The sequence below is a fragment of the Methylocystis sp. SC2 genome, assembly GCF_000304315.1.
GTDB lineage: Bacteria > Pseudomonadota > Alphaproteobacteria > Rhizobiales > Beijerinckiaceae > Methylocystis.
Genome location: NC_018485.1, coordinates 2,448,095 through 2,462,889, shown reverse-complemented (window position 1 = coordinate 2,462,889; position 14,795 = coordinate 2,448,095). Strand labels below are relative to the sequence as shown.

9 protein-coding genes and 2 pseudogenes are annotated in these 14,795 nt (G+C 58.3%); 5 read left to right on the top strand and 6 right to left on the bottom strand.

Annotation, left to right across the window (positions count from 1 at the left end):
* Window positions 1-10 precede the first annotated feature (10 nt).
* The 5 genes and pseudogenes from BN69_RS11960 (at window position 11) to BN69_RS11940 (ending at window position 7,095) form a co-directional block, all read left to right on the top strand.
* On the top strand, window positions 11-2,335 hold the full coding sequence (locus tag BN69_RS11960) for a GumC family protein (protein ID WP_014891876.1): 2,325 nt from the start codon (window positions 11-13) through the stop codon (window positions 2,333-2,335).
* Window positions 2,336-2,379: 44 nt separating this feature from the next.
* Entirely contained in the window at window positions 2,380-3,690 is a 1,311-nt protein-coding gene (locus tag BN69_RS11955; RefSeq protein ID WP_014891875.1) for a tetratricopeptide repeat protein, read from the top strand.
* A 554-nt stretch (window positions 3,691-4,244) separates the two neighbouring features.
* Window positions 4,245-4,740: pseudogene (locus tag BN69_RS20090) on the top strand (transposase); the annotation flags it as partial.
* Between the two features lie 53 nt (window positions 4,741-4,793).
* Window positions 4,794-6,071 (top strand): nucleotide sugar dehydrogenase, encoded by a 1,278-nt coding sequence (locus BN69_RS11945; RefSeq protein ID WP_014891873.1) that lies wholly within the window; start codon window positions 4,794-4,796, stop codon window positions 6,069-6,071.
* Between the two features lies 1 nt (window position 6,072).
* Entirely contained in the window at window positions 6,073-7,095 is a 1,023-nt protein-coding gene (locus tag BN69_RS11940) for an NAD-dependent epimerase (RefSeq protein WP_014891872.1), read from the top strand.
* A gap of 78 nt (window positions 7,096-7,173) precedes the next feature.
* On the opposite strand, the gene BN69_RS11935 is transcribed toward BN69_RS11940, so the two are convergent.
* The 6 genes and pseudogenes from BN69_RS11935 to BN69_RS19865 form a co-directional block, all read right to left on the bottom strand.
* Window positions 7,174-9,522 carry a hypothetical protein gene (locus tag BN69_RS11935; RefSeq protein ID WP_148277105.1) on the bottom strand — a complete coding sequence of 783 codons (2,349 nt, stop codon included), beginning with the start codon at window positions 9,520-9,522 and terminating at the stop codon, window positions 7,174-7,176.
* A gap of 58 nt (window positions 9,523-9,580) precedes the next feature.
* Window positions 9,581-10,864: a glycosyltransferase family protein gene (locus BN69_RS11930; RefSeq protein ID WP_148277104.1), complete on the bottom strand. Its 1,284-nt coding sequence runs from the start codon at window positions 10,862-10,864 to the stop codon at window positions 9,581-9,583.
* 24 nt (window positions 10,865-10,888) lie between these two features.
* On the bottom strand, window positions 10,889-11,752 hold the full coding sequence (locus tag BN69_RS11925) for an FkbM family methyltransferase (RefSeq protein WP_014891869.1): 864 nt from the start codon (window positions 11,750-11,752) through the stop codon (window positions 10,889-10,891).
* 52 nt (window positions 11,753-11,804) lie between these two features.
* Window positions 11,805-12,629 (bottom strand): FkbM family methyltransferase, encoded by an 825-nt coding sequence (locus BN69_RS11920; protein WP_014891868.1) that lies wholly within the window; start codon window positions 12,627-12,629, stop codon window positions 11,805-11,807.
* A gap of 259 nt (window positions 12,630-12,888) precedes the next feature.
* Window positions 12,889-14,055 carry an asparagine synthetase B family protein gene (locus BN69_RS11915; RefSeq protein ID WP_083858749.1) on the bottom strand — a complete coding sequence of 389 codons (1,167 nt, stop codon included), beginning with the start codon at window positions 14,053-14,055 and terminating at the stop codon, window positions 12,889-12,891.
* Window positions 14,056-14,339: 284 nt separating this feature from the next.
* Window positions 14,340-14,762, bottom strand: a pseudogene (locus tag BN69_RS19865) (asparagine synthase (glutamine-hydrolyzing)); the annotation flags it as partial.
* Window positions 14,763-14,795: the final 33 nt, after the last annotated feature.

The window sequence follows — 14,795 nt, the reverse complement described above, 5'->3', positions numbered from 1 at the left end:
TGTGAATAGTGTGAAAGACGAAGACATCCAAAATAATTCCGGCGACCTGCCTCCTGACGCCAGCCAGGATGAAGAGGAGCGCCGCCTGCTCGCCGTTACCTCGGAGCGGCGAAGCTATCTCGCGCCGCCCCTTGTGCAAGACGCATCCGAGGACACCAGTCGCGCCCTGCGCGAAATTCTGAGGATGCTCCTAAAGCGGTGGCGGCTGATCGCAAGCATCACAGCTGCTTTCACCGTGGTAGCGCTTGTCTGGGCGCTCGTTCAGCGGCCGCTTTATACGGCTACGTTACGTCTTCAGATCGAGCGGAGCGTCACGAAGATCATTGAAAGCGGCAACGTAACGCCTACAGAGATGGGCGACAGCGAGTTTCTCAGGACACAATACGAGTTGCTGCAGAGCCGCAGTCTAGCGCAGCGCGTCGCGTCCATGACAAGAAGCCCGTCAAGTCAGGCGGCAGACAAGCCCGGGCTGCTCGAAACTGTGTTTGGCGGAGGGAAGAAATCTGCCGCGAAGGAAGAGCAGAAGGTGTCCGACCAAGACGCCACGGCAAACATCCTGGCGAACCGCATCGTAAAGCCGGTGCCGGGATCTCGCCTCGTCGACATTTTGTATTCCGATCCGGAGCCGGCGAGAGCTCAGAAAGTGGCGGCCGCTTTCGGCAAGGCGTTCATTGCGGCTAATCTCGACAAGAGGTTCCAGGCGAGCTCCTACGCCAAAACCTTTCTTGAGGATCAGATTCACCAGCTCAAGACGCGGCTGGAGGAGTCGGAAAAAGTTCTGCTCTCCTTCGCGGAAAAGGAGCAGATCGTTCAGGGCAACGACAAGACATCTATCGCCGAGTCCAACCTTCAGGCGGCGAATTCGGCTCTTGGCGCCATCGTCGCTGAGCGGATCAAGAACGAACAACTGTGGCGGCAAATTGAGAATGCGACGGCGATTAATTTTCCGCAACTTCTCACGAATAAGGTCATTGACGATCTTCGCGCAAAGCGAAACGCGCTAACGACTGACTTTGAGGAGAAGTCAGAGACGTTTCGCCCTGACTATCCGTCGATGGTGCAGCTCCAAAATAGAATAAAGGAGGTTGACCGCCAGCTCGCATTCGAAGTGAAGAGCATAAAGTCGATGCTCAAGGCGGCCTACGAAGCGTCCGCAAGCCAAGAAACAAAAATGATTGAGCGGATCGAAGCCTTACGCGGGGAGGCTCTGGATCTGCAGAAGCGAAGCATTCAATACAACATCCTCAAACGTGAGGTCGATACGACCCGCTCGCTGTACGAAGGGCTCCTCCAGCGCTACAAGGAGGTGGACATCGCAGGAGGCGTGAGCGCCAACAACGTCTTCATTGTTGACGACGCGGAACTGCCGCGCTCACCTTCCTGGCCCAGCAAATCGCGGGCGGTCGGCCTTGGTTTACTGCTCGGTCTGCTCGTGGGCCTGGGCGCCGCCTATCTCTTCGAACGGCTGGATGACATTGTCCATTCGCCGGACGACGCGGAACGAATATCCGCGCTCGCCACTCTCGGCATGATTCCGAAGGTCATGCCTCCCAAAACCTTGGAGGGCGAACTCACCGATCCGCGCTCTGCGATCGCCGAGTCGTACCGATCGCTTTGTACGTCGCTTCAATTCTCGACGGCCGCGGGCTTGCCGAGAACGCTGCTTGTCACGAGCTCGAGTCCCGGAGAAGGCAAGTCCACAACCTCCCTCGCGATCGCTCGGCATTTTTCTGCCATGGGCTTGAAAGTGTTGATAATCGACGCCGATTTGCGTAACGCGTCGCTCCACAAAAGGATGGGGCTCACCGACAGCCCAGGCCTCAGCAACTACCTGACGGGCAGCAGCTCTCTCTCCGACTTGATTCAAACGACGGACCTTCAGCACCTGCTTTTTATGGCTTCTGGGCCGCTCCCGCCGAATGCGGCCGAACTCCTCGGCGGTCCCAAACTCGTGAACCTGCTTTCGCGCGGCAAGCAAGTTTTTGATCTGATCGTTGTCGACGGTCCGCCCGTCATGGGACTTGCAGACGCGCTGATTCTGTCCAACGCCACGGTCGCGACGGTTTTCGTTGTCTGCGCCGGCCAGTCAAGAACCGGCGCTTTGCGCAACTCGCTTAAGCGCCTCGCGATGGCGCGGGCGTACGTCATAGGAACGGTCCTTACCAAATTCGATTCGCGAGCTGGAAGCTATGGTTATGGTTATGGCTATGGCTATGGCTATGGCTATGGTGAGGGTTACGGACAGAGATCTGAGGAGCCTGAGCGGGAAGTCTTCGGGAAAATGCTTCAATCCGGTTTCGAGCGGGCCAAGAAGTTATTGGGACCAAAGAATTAACTCCAAGGCTGCGCGCGAGCGTTGAGCAGACGAGTGAGCGTCGCATGGATGCACAATTCGGCATAGATGGCGTGGCGACGCCACCGCCATCGCGCTTCCCGTGGGTCCGCGCAGTGCTGCTCGCCGCAGTCTGCACCCTGCTCCTCGGGTTGATTTTAAGGCACAATCTGGTCGCCTATCTTGCGGAACGGAATCCGGAGTGGGCCCTATCGATCAGGGCCAATGCTCCGGCTGCGATCGTCGCGCTCGCGGATCGCCAGTTGAACGGTCCCGAGTTTTTATCGACCGATGAAGCAACGCGTCAGTCGGTCGCGCGCCGCCTAGAACCCCTTTTGAAAAAAGCGATTCTCGAGGATCCGCTCAATCCCCGCGCATTTCGTCTCTTAGGCCAGATTGCGGACGTTCAGAAACATCCTGACGCCGCTGAGCTGATGATGCGAGAGGCTACACGACTATCCATAGGACAATCCCTCGCCGCATTCTGGCTTATGCGCCGAAACTTCGAACGCAGGAACTACTCTGCTGCGGCTTATTTCGCGGACGCGGCGTTGCGGAGCCAACCGCAGCTGATGAAAGACGTGATTCCAGCACTTGGACTTATGGCCGAGCAGGAGCAGGCGAGACCCTTCGTCGTTCAACTCCTCGTCGCCACGCCCGCGTGGCGGAGAGCGTTTTTCGACATGATTGGCGAAGCCATCACCGACGCGCGAACGCCTTTCAACCTCCTGATCGCGATGAAGGACCAAGGTTATGCGCCTACATCGGAAGAGGTCCGTTTCTATTTGGACTTTCTGGTCAAGCAAAAGCTTTATCCCTACGCATACGAGGTCTGGCTCCAATTCCTCTCTCCGGAGGAGCAGAAAAACGCCGGGTTTCTCTTCAACGGCGGGTTCGACTCCAAGCCTTCGGGAGTCCCGTTTGATTGGACGATTCGCACGCGAGGAGACGTTGACGCCGACATTGTGAAGGATCCCGACACAGACGGAAAACCCACGCTGCGAATCGAGATGGGGCCTGGCCGCACAGAAAAATTGGACGTATCGCAAATGATTGTGCTCGCGCCGGGCGCCTATCGCTTCAAAGGTATGCTGAGAGGAAATGTCGCGGGGCCGCGCGGGCTGAAATGGCTCGTCACCTGCGCTGGAACCTCACCACGACCGCTCTCTCTCGGCGAAAGCAAAATGGCCGTCGGCGATTTTCCCGAGCCGCGTTCGTTTGAGTTCGCGTTCAGCGTCCCTGACGTTGGATGTCAGGCGCAAATCGCCAAGCTCACCCTGGCCGCGCGTTCAGCGTCAGAGCAGCTCGCATCCGGGATAGTTTTCTATAGCGATGTCGCAATCGAGCGAGTCAAGTAGCGCATTGAGCCGCCCTGGGTTCATCTTTAACTATTTTACAGGCGCGCGACACTTGGAACTTTTGCCGCGACGTAACTCTCCCGCAGTCGGAATGGACGAGATCTACACTTGGCGTCCTCGGCAGCGCGCCGATTCACCCTCAGTTTGATCCGGCCCAAATGACCAAGACCAGCATCATGAGCGTGATCGACATGCTGAGCCTTGCCTGGCGCGTGCAGGCTAAAATCCTGCAAGCGTCGACGTCAGAAGTTTATGGCGTTCTAATTGTTCACTCCCAAACCGAAAATCATTGGGCGATGTATCGGATTTCGCTCCTGCTACGACAAGGCGAGCGCTGCGCTGAGACACTTGTGCGTCCGCCAGCGCGAAGTGGCGGCGAAGGTCGTCCGACTTTCGATACCGATGGCCCGCGCATGCATCCAAATGACGCTCGCTTGGTCTCGAACTTCGTCGCGCAGGCGCTTCGGCCGACCGCCGCGGGCTTATGCCGCACAAGGATTGACGGCTTCGATCGGAATCAGCAGCCTTCCGCTCGAGACGATCGACTGGCGCCGATGATCGACCGCGAACGCACAGGGCGCCCGACGAGTTCCTCGGCGGGCGTCATCGACGACCAATCGGTCAAAGCCGCCGGCGTGCGACGTCGGCGAGAAACTCAAAGGGCGCAAGCGCCACATTGCGGCAGTCGATGCGGACGGCTGCTCATCGTCAATCTGTTACAGCGGATGTTTCCAACTCCGCGGGAGCGCAGTATATCCTGGACGCCTTCCGCAAGCGCTGGCGCGGTCAACCATGTCTTCGCCGATGGCGCCTATGATCGCAGAAAATTCATGGACGTCGTTCGAGGAGTTCGTAATAGAGATCGTGCGAAGGATCGACGCCGATCCGGGCTTTAAAGTTCTGCCGCGACGCTGGGTCGTCGCGTGAATCTTCGGGTGGGTGACCGGCTGGCGGGGCGGCGCGCGAGCTTTCGAAAAGCGCATCGACGTCTCAACAGCCATGATCCGTGTCACAATGGGTGGCCTCGTCTTGCGAAGGATTGCTCGCTGAACGACGTTCTCAAAACGGAATCTTAAAATCATCGAAGTGTGTGGGGAAGAAATATGCATCTTGAAAACGAAACGATAGCCGTCGTCGGACTTGGCTACGTCGGACTGCCCATCGCCGTGGAATTCGGTAAAATTCGTCCTGTCGTGGGCTTCGACATTCAGCCCCATCGCATCGCTGAACTCCGTTCAGGCCATGACAGCACTCGCGAGGTTGAGTGTAGCGAATTGGCGGGCGCCCAGCACCTGACCTATACTTCAGATCCCAATGACATGAAATGCTGCCGCATTTTCATCGTGGCGGTCCCTACGCCCGTCGATCAGGCCCAACGTCCTGACATGACCCTACTCAAAAAGGCTTCCGATACGGTTGGACGCGTCATGGAAAGGGGAAGCATCGTCGTCTTCGAATCGACTGTATACCCAGGATGCACGCGCGAGATTTGCGTGCCAATCCTTGAAGCCACTTCCGGCCTCGCCTTCAACAAGGACTTCTTCGTCGGCTATAGTCCCGAGCGCATCAACCCCGGTGACAAAATGCACCGTCTGCCGACAATCACCAAAGTGACAAGCGGCTCGACGCCGGAAGCGGCCGACGCCGTGGATGCTCTTTACAAATCCATTGTCGTCGCCGGCACGCACAAAGCGAGCTCCATCGAAGTCGCTGAAGCGGCTAAAGTGATTGAGAACACTCAGCGCGACCTCAACATCGCCTTGATGAACGAACTCGCGATCATTTTTCACAAGCTTGGCATCGACACACAAGACGTTCTGGCTGCGGCGGGAACCAAATGGAACTTCCTCCGGTTCACGCCGGGCCTGGTCGGCGGTCACTGCATCGGCGTCGACCCTTATTATTTGACGCACCGCGCCCAGGAGGTCGGCTACCATCCTGAAGTCATCCTCGCAGGGCGACGCATTAACGACAGAATGGGCCCTTATGTCGCCGACAGGGTTGCGCGTCTAATGATGCGCAACCAATTTCCTGTCGTCGGGAGCCGCATTTTGGTGATGGGCCTGACATTCAAGGAAAACTGCCCTGATTTGAGGAACTCCAAGGTTGTCGACGTTATCGAATCTCTAAGGGAGTTTCATGCGGAGGTTGACGTCTTCGACCCGTGGGCGAACGCGGAGGAAGCCGAACATGAGACGGGCGTCAAGCTAATCACATCGCTGCCGGACGGCATGCTTTACGACGCCATTATTGTCACAACCGCGCATAAAGAGTTCATCGAAATGGGCCCGAAGCGGCTGCGGGCGCTAGGCAAACCTCGAGCAATTCTTTTCGACACTAAAGGGATTTTCGCGCGCGCCGAAAGCGACGGGAGACTATGAGATGAAAGTCCTCGTAACCGGCAGCGCCGGCTTCATCGGGTTTCACACGGCGAAGGCGCTGCTCGAGCGGGGCGATGACGTCGTTGGGTTCGACAGCGTCAACGCCTATTACGATCCCGCGCTCAAGATGGCGCGTCTCGCGGAGCTCGAAAAAATCGCGCAGACGAGTGGCGGAAGCTACGCGTTCGTGCAGGCGAATCTAATTGACAAGACGGCCCTCGATCGGTGTTTCCGGGCGCACTCTTTCGACCGCGTCATTCATCTCGCCGCGCAGGCCGGCGTCAGGCATAGCATCACGCACCCGCAAGATTACGTTGAGTCGAACCTCGTCGCCTTCACGAACATTCTAGAAATGTGCCGGCATGCGGAAACCCCGCATCTGACCTATGCATCGACGTCGAGCGTCTACGGCGCAAATACGCAATTCCCATTTTCGGAGCACCGAGGCGTCGATCATCCTCTCCAATTTTATGCGGCGACCAAACGTGCGAATGAACTCATGGCCCACGCCTACAGCCATTTGTTTCATCTGCCGACGACCGGTCTACGTTTTTTCACCGTGTACGGGCCTTGGGGGCGCCCCGATATGGCGCTGTTCCTGTTCACGAAAAACATTCTAGCGGGCGAACCGATCAAGGTTTTCAACCATGGCAATCACACCCGCGATTTCACCTATGTCTCGGACATCGTCGAAGGCGTCATCCGCGTGAGCGATCAACCGTCTCTGCCCAACCCCGACTGGTCGAGCGACGATCCCGACCCGGCGACTTCGAACGCGCCATTTCGAATCCTCAATATCGGAAGCAATGCGCCGGTAAAATTGACGGAATATATCGATGCATTGGAGGAGCGCCTTGGACGTAAAGCGATCAAGGAGCTTCTCCCTCTCCAGCCCGGCGATGTGCCCGATACCTACGCAGACGTTTCGGAACTTCTGAAATGCACCGGCTACAAGCCCGCAACGCCGGTGCGCGAGGGCGTCGCGAACTTTGTCGAGTGGTACAGATGCTACTATGGCGTCTGACCGGCCCACTCACGTCAGGATTAGATTGATCGCGAAAGCGCGCTCCCCGGTGCTCGACAGCAAGCGGCGGAAGCAAAGTCAACCATTCGGCGGCGGCGCGCTGATCGCAAAACCGGTGGTGACGCCGCTGACCGTCTCGCGGGCTCCGCCTCGCATCGTAATCACGCCATTCTCGCGATCAACCGATGCGACAATCGATTCTGGCTTTTGGGCGAGCCAAGCTCGGCTTTCAAAGCAGAGCAAAAGAGCGTCGGCGGGCGCAAGCTCCGATGGGAACGCCCCGCCGTCGATTCTAAGATGCGGGCTTCCAGCCTGGGCCGCGACCGAGACGTAGCCATCGCAAAACTGATAAACCCTGCAATTGATAAACTCCCAAACGCCGTCATTTTGTATTTCTTCGATGCAGCCGCCGCCAGAATTCCGAAAATTACTTTCCTGCTGGTATTCCAACACAGCGCCGACGCGGCTTTTGCAGACAAAGACAGTCCCCGTCTCTCGGCATCTCAACAGGTCCCCGGGGCAGAAGCCGTCGAACATCGCCTGCGAGTCGTCTATCTCATGAGGCAACCTCAAGATGAGCCGCCGCTCCGAGAGTTCGAAACGAGTGCGCTTTTTTGGCGCGAGCTTCGACCAACGAGGCCGAATGATGGTTTTCTGTTCCGGCCCGTAATCAGTTTGACGGGGCTGTGAATGCTGCTGGAAATAGGGAAGGAACTCGTTACGGCCAAGCGTCAAGCCGTCGGCGCCACTGGTTGAACGCCATCCGATCTCTATTCCCTTCGTCCGATCCGGGCTGAGCTTGTGAGCCCGATAACGAATTTCTTGTGGGGCGTTCGAGGCCCCTCCTGCGAAAACACCTGCGGGAAAGGCCTGGTGGCTCGGGATCGACCACGGTTGGATCGGCTTCATGTTGCTATACGCCAACAGCTGCCCGTATCCGACGAACCTTAACAGCCTCGCCTCGCTTGAGAAGACCGTGGCGTAGCGCAGGGAACAGCGATTGAACTCGACGTTCGCGCCATCTCCCGCAATCACATGCGGCGGGACGCCAAGCCCGGGGTCAAGTTGCCAGCTGAAATTAAGGTCGCAAGCTTCGAATGAAATAGATCCGCCAATTCCAGTCGTCTTGAAGCAGGCCCAGACGGATTCACTCTTGCAGCCCGTGAACTTCAGATTAGTGGAGAAGCTCAGATTCATTTCGCCGAGCCAGACCGCGATGCTTATTTCGCAGGTTGAAAACTCTCCTCCGAATTGACCGATTTGGCGCCCGTGCCGAGAGTTCGTCAGCGCGCAGAATGCGCCGTTGAAGAGACTATTGCGCGCGCCGACGATCCGAGACTGTCCATTGCCGACGCTAATCGCGAATTTGTTGTAGTTGACCGAGCATCTGTCCAGCAGCAGGTAATCGCCATTTCCGTCCGCGTCGCACGGCTGAACGCAAACGCCAACTATAAAGCCGCTAATATCCACGTCGTCGAGCGTCATTTGAGAAGAAAAGCGCTTGCCATATTGAGGCACGGCGCCGAGTGATTTGTCGTACGCCACATCGGGGTAAGAAGCTTGCGGGCGATCCCCCGCGAATGCGTCGATGGTGACGCCGGCGTAAGGATTGTAGCGGCCGTCGCCGCCATCCGATCTGTCGGGCGCGACATTGTAGCTCTCTTCGTGCAATCTTTTGTCGGCAAGCGAGAAAAGCGTCTGGTTGATGGCGTCATAGAGCGAACCTCGAATCGAAAGATGGCTCAGTCGCGGCTCTCTTTGGCCCTGCATGTTCCAGGCTTGGTAATGGGTCGATCCCCGATGCCAGAGGATCGTGCCGCTTCCAGGCACAGAGCCATAGCGGCGGCCCGCGCCTTTGACGACGATGGTAGTGTAGGAGACGCCGTAACCTTGATGGATGGTGCCGCTGAATTCGTAATCTCCGGCCGGGATCGAAACGTAGCCTTGCGCCGCGCCGAGTTGGATGAGGTCGATCGCGCGCTGGATGGCGCGCCGGTTCTTCTCCCACACTTCCGGCGATTTGCCGGTTCCTTTTTCGAGTCCATACCAGCGGGGGTCGATCGCGCCGTCGTGAACCCGGCGCCACGCGCCGTCCTTATCGGCTCGCGGCGCCACGAATATGCCTTGGCCTACGCCGTCGTCGTCGATCGCGTCGATTTGGTGCGTCTTGGCGCTGATGGTCGAGTCCCAGACAAACACGCCGCTGCGACTCGCTTCAACGTCTGAGTCCATCAAGTAAATTGCTCTGACCTTGCGCGGAGCGCAGCGCAGAGCGTCAATGCTATTGACGATAGGCATATTCGGCGTGAAAGGGAGGGCGCACTCGCCGTCTACCGCGATTGCCCGAGAAGACATGCCTCCCGCCACGGGCGCAGCGATCAAGCCCGCCATGACCACCCGCCGCGAACGAGAATTCTTCGAAGTCATCGGCGCGCTCCATTGGAATGTGCTCGCGAACCGGCGGTTCCCGTAAACGGTGCGTCTTCTAGCTTTCGCTTAACGGGTCCAGAAGTCCCTCGACGGCCTCAGACTGCCGCGATCGCCCACTTCTCGGAAGCGCCGATTGCAAGAATTTCTCGAGCTTTTCAGCGCCTGCGTCCCAATTCAGTCTGGAGATGTCGCAGGCATTGGCGGATATGTCGCCTGCTCCCCAGCGTCTCCATATGGCGTCGAAGGCGGCGATGAGCTTTTCCTCGTCTGAACAGACGATCAACTCGCCTTTCACTTCTCGTGAAAGACGGCAGGATTCGTCGTGCTCGCCCGGAAAAGAGATGACCGGGCGACGGGTCGAAAGTAATTCCAGAAGCTTATGGTGGAACCCGTAAGGCGCCCAAAGATAGCAGTTGGCCGCAGCGGACTGGCAGAGTTGGGCCAACTCGGCATGGGGAATATTTCCACTCGTTTCGGTCGCGCAGCTGACGTTCGCGCGCGACAACACCCGATCGACGGCGGATCGCGCAATTCCGACGTAGCGCAGCGACACCTTCTGGCGATCGCTCGAAGTGAGGGTCGTGAGCCACCGCTGGAGCCCCGACAGGAAATGCGCCAGCATCTCATCCCGATATGTGCTTCCGACAAGAGTGAGGAGGAATCGGTCGCTCCGGGCTTCGGCGTCGGGTGGAGCGGCCATCACATCTGCGACGCCGGAGTAGAGTATCGTTCGCCGATGCGGCAGGAAGCGGGCAGCGATGTCGGCATGCAAATATGCATTGCTGGTGTAGCCGGCGGCATCCTTGAATCGGCGCGTCATCAAGCCGCGAACTGCGGCCGGCGTGTAGATTTCCCAATTATCCTTGATGTCCATAAACCAGGACGCGCCCGCCGCGCGCGCCAGTTTCTGCGCGACGACGAGCGTGCTCGCGTTTCCAAACACGGCCCATACGGCGTCAGGACGAAACTCGGCGGCGAGCGCACGGGCGAGAGGCCGAGCTCCACGTTCCCAATCTCCATGCACGCCGCCTTCGAAAGCCAGGAGATAAGCCGTCAGCATTCTACGCAAGGGCGCCGGCGCGTTCTCGTTCCGGGATGCTTCAATATGCGGGACCATTTCGGGGGGGGCGGTGACGAATAAAGGCGCGGCCCAATCATGGCTTTGAAGCAACGCCGCAAGATCTTGGGGAGCGACGGGAACGTCTTCGGGCTCGTAAGTGGGAGAAAGCACGACGACGCCGTGCCCGCGCCGCGCCATAGCGCGCGCAAAGGAAGAGACTCGTAGGCCATAGATATGGCCCCGGGCGGGACTTACGTCGCTGACGAAAACGGCCTTCATTGCCTTCTCAGCCATGGAGAGAAATTAACGCCGGTAGCTCGGGCGGATCTGTAAATCGGACAGCGGGCCGCGGCTCGTCGACCAAGCAAGAAAATTACATGTTTCCGGCTCTGCGGCATCGACGTCGAGGGGACGCAGCGCGCCTGTCATCGCGATCGCATACAGATCATAGCCGACCGAAATGTCGAGGAAGAATTTGCGGCAAAACTCCAAGACGTCAGCCTCATAGGCTTCGAAAACGACCATCGGCGCGCACCGTTCGATCATTTGTCGGGCGCCGCCCAACACGGCCGGTTCAAAACCTTCCACATCGATCTTCAGAAGGTCCACCATGTCTCCGGAATGTAGGGAATCCAGAGTGACGACCTCAACGGCAATTGTGTCCGTGACGGGCGCCTCGCCCTTGCCGGCCAGGGATGAGCGGTCGATGGACTGACGCTGCAAAAAATGCGCTTCTCCGGGCGCGTCGCCCACGGCCTTGCGAACAATCTCGATGTTTCGAAAATATTCGGCGACTTGCTGGAGGTAGGGCTGACAGACGGGCAGAGGTTCATAGCAGATGACTCGCGCCTTTGGCGCCGAGGCGGCAAGAAGCGCGGCGGTGAACCCAATATTGGCGCCGACGTCGATGATCGTGTTCGACCTCTTGGCCAAATGCGCGAGGATATCGTCTTCGACCAGTTGGTGTCGATAGAACCCACACGTGGCGAGAGGATAGAAGACGTTGTGGCTGACGTCTCCCTTCAGCTCGAAGTCCGCAAAAGGCAGACTCGCCGGAAAATGGCGTAGGCTCGGTCGCAATTCGGCGGCCATTTTCGCGAGGGCGTAACCGCCACGCGGCAGGCGCGCGCAGAGGCCCATAACGGTACGATCTATCACATTGGTCATTTATCGTCGGCCTTAAAGAGACGCCTTACGCTCATGCAGAGTGGTGCTTATCTCAGAATCGATAATCGCGCATTGGGATATCGCCGCGCGCCAGGCGCTTATCGCTCACCCCAACGTACATGGCCGACCGGGTCGTGCAGCTGTCATTGCGTATGTCGTAGACGAGCGGACAAAGGAAACCGTTGAAGAGGTGGAACAAGCGATATGGCTTAGGCTCCATGAACTCGACGGCTTCCCAGAGGTACCGTTTGCTCGCGGCCCAACCGCTCGCAAATTCGAACATGAAGATGTCGATGGCTTGGCGATTAAGCAGATCGCTTGCGCCTTCGAGCACGTTCAGGTCGTAGCCCTCGGCGTCGATCTTCATCATATCGATGTGCTCGATCCCCCTGCAGCTGCAGAACGCGTCGAGCGTGGTGACAGGAACGGTATAAACCGTCGGAACGGCGCCCGGCATTTCCTTGCGCGAGGCAAGGCTGTTGCACATATTTTCATAGTCGAAAAACTGCAACTCGCCTGGCTTTTCCGACAGCGCGACATTGGAAAAAGTCACGCGGGGATCGTCCTTAAAGCGCTTTGCATAGCTCTCGGCTCCGAACCTCGAGGGATCGAAGCCATAGACATGCGCCTTGGGGCGAAGCTTGAAAATTTCGTCCGTGGACGTGCCATCGTGGAATCCGACATCGAACACGACGGGCGTTTCGTCTATGAGAGTCGAGAGCCACCGCTCCCCGTTGGAGCCCGTGATAAGCGAATAGTTTCGAACGACCGTGTCGAACAGCGTCTCATATCGGATAAGATGGCGCACGAGAGCGGCGCCGGCAGAATTCCAGAACAGCTTCTGGAGCAACGTGTGACGCGCTTGTTGGCTGAACATGCTGATAACTCCCCTCTCACTTCACAACTCGTGTAACAAGGTGATGTGTTACTTCGCGAGGCTTAAGCATACACAGCCAATGGCGCATCTTGTCTTCTTAGAATAAGAAGACTGATACTGAAGTCGCAACAAGAAATTGGGGATGTTCATCGCGAAGGTCCTTATCCGGTTGTATACAGTGCGCGAGCTTTGCCTGCTCACTTTTTGAGAAGAGACGATCTCGCAGAGATCGAACCTGCGAAAGGACATTTCCGTGCAACTATTGTTCTGAATATGCGCGCATCCGACACGCCTCCGCTGTATGAGCGCTCGTCGGCAGGGCCTCGAGGAAATATTTTCTCCAGAATTCAAACATCAGCGGCTGCCACAGCGTCCAACCGAGTCCCCGTTCGCCTTTCTCTATCCGGCTGAGGAGCCGCTCCCAGACCGGGGCGATCCAAAAAGGCGACGCGCGGAATGAATCGGAGGAGAAAGTCTCCCGCGCCAGCGTCAGCATTCTTGGCGAACTCAGCCAGAGGTCCGTGGGCGGATTGAACCCCTGTTTTCGCCAGCGGGTGCGAATGGATTCGGGCAGGACCCCGCGCATGGCTTCACGCAGCAAACGCTTGTTCTGGGCTTCGCCCATCAGCAGGTGCGGCGGGAGAGACAGCGCCAGATCGGGGATGCGGTGATCGCAGAAGGGTAGGCGTACCTCTCGCGAATGCGCCATGGAGTTGCGGTCCCCGTAACGCAGCAGCGTCGTCAGAAAGCGGCCGAAACTATCCTCGACGAGCGCGCTTGAAAGCGCGTGAAATCCATCGACGCGCTCGCGTGTATTAGCTTCGGTGATCAATGCGGCGAGATCGGGGCGCATCCCGAAAAGGATGCTGCTGCCGGCGCCGGACAGTCGCGCGAGCATGTGACGCAGTCGGTAGGGGATGCGCTCTTTCAGGCTCTGAGCGGGCGTGGCGAGAACGCCAGGGTAGCGTGCGACAATTTCCGGCCGCTCGCGGCTGAGGCGGTCCAGATCACCCGTTTCCGCGAGGGCCTGCACGTAGAGACGGAAATAAGTTTCATACCCGCCAAGGAGCTCGTCCGAACCCTGCCCGTCGAGGAGGACGGTGACGCCATGCTGCTTTGCGAGATCGAAGACGCACCATTGTGCGAATTGGCTCGCCCCGCCCACCGGCAGTTCGTTCAGCCACATGAAATTCGGCAATTCGTCTATGAAGCGGTCGACAGTCGGCTCCACGAGATGATTTTCGACACCTTCCGATTCGACGACGATCCTGGCGAAATGAGCTTCGTCTGCGTCCGTGCCCGGAAAATGGCCGGTGAAAGTATGGTAGGAGGCGTCATCGCCGAGTAAGCGGCGGGCGATGCAGACAATGGCGCTCGAATCCAGGCCGCCTGAGAGACAGGAGCCGACTTTGACGTCGCTGCGCATCCGCAGGCGGACGCAGTCAAAGAGGAGTTCGCGAAACTCGGCGAAAATATCCGCGTCGGACTTTTGAGCGCGCGTGGCGTCGAATCGCGGCGTGTAATAGCGCCAGATGCGCGGCTTGTCTTCGTCGAGACCGATCTCCAGCGCTTCGCCCGGCAGAAGCTGATGAATATCGTCGAAGACTGTCTGCCTTCCCCGTCGAGGCCGGTCGACGGATTCGTCGCGAATCGCAGAAGACGAAAATCGTCGTGCGCGCGCGAGACGCCGGGCATCGTCAGCAGCGCCTTATATTCGGAGGCGAAGGCGAAGAGCTCAGGTTTGGCGACGAACAGGAAGGGCTTTTCGCCAAAGCGATCCCGCGCAGCGAAGAGGCGGCGCGCCGATGTGTCCCAGATCGCAAACCCATACATGCCGTTGAACCGCGTGACGCAGTCGGTTCCCCAGACCTTGTAGGCTTCGAGGATAACTTCGCTGTCCGACGCGGTTCGGAACCGCGCGCCCATCGCCTTCAGTTCGTTGCGCAATTCGATGTAATTGTATATCTCGCCGTTGAACGTTAGCCAGTAGCGTCCACTGACGTCGACCATGGGCTGGCTTGCGGCGTCGGACAGGTCGATGATGGAAAGCCGGCGATGGCCGATCGCGACGGCGTGGCGCTCGGAGTAGGCTTCGCCCCATTGCCCGCATCCGTCGGGTCCCCGATGGAACATGAGGGTAAGGGCGTCCGTGAGATCGCGGGGACC

Excerpts from the sequence above, each read along its gene's own strand:
- BN69_RS11955 (WP_014891875.1), top strand. The coding sequence starts at position 2,380 with ATGGATGCACAATTCGGCATAGATGGCGTGGCGACGCCACCGCCATCG.
- BN69_RS11920 (WP_014891868.1), bottom strand. The coding sequence starts at position 12,629 with ATGTTCAGCCAACAAGCGCGTCACACGTTGCTCCAGAAGCTGTTCTGG.
- BN69_RS11930 (WP_148277104.1), bottom strand. The coding sequence starts at position 10,864 with ATGAAGGCCGTTTTCGTCAGCGACGTAAGTCCCGCCCGGGGCCATATC.
- BN69_RS11945 (WP_014891873.1), top strand. The coding sequence starts at position 4,794 with ATGCATCTTGAAAACGAAACGATAGCCGTCGTCGGACTTGGCTACGTC.
- BN69_RS11925 (WP_014891869.1), bottom strand. The coding sequence starts at position 11,752 with ATGACCAATGTGATAGATCGTACCGTTATGGGCCTCTGCGCGCGCCTG.
- BN69_RS11935 (WP_148277105.1), bottom strand. The coding sequence starts at position 9,522 with ATGACTTCGAAGAATTCTCGTTCGCGGCGGGTGGTCATGGCGGGCTTG.
- BN69_RS11915 (WP_083858749.1), bottom strand. The coding sequence starts at position 14,055 with ATGCGCAGCGACGTCAAAGTCGGCTCCTGTCTCTCAGGCGGCCTGGAT.
- BN69_RS11940 (WP_014891872.1), top strand. The coding sequence starts at position 6,073 with ATGAAAGTCCTCGTAACCGGCAGCGCCGGCTTCATCGGGTTTCACACG.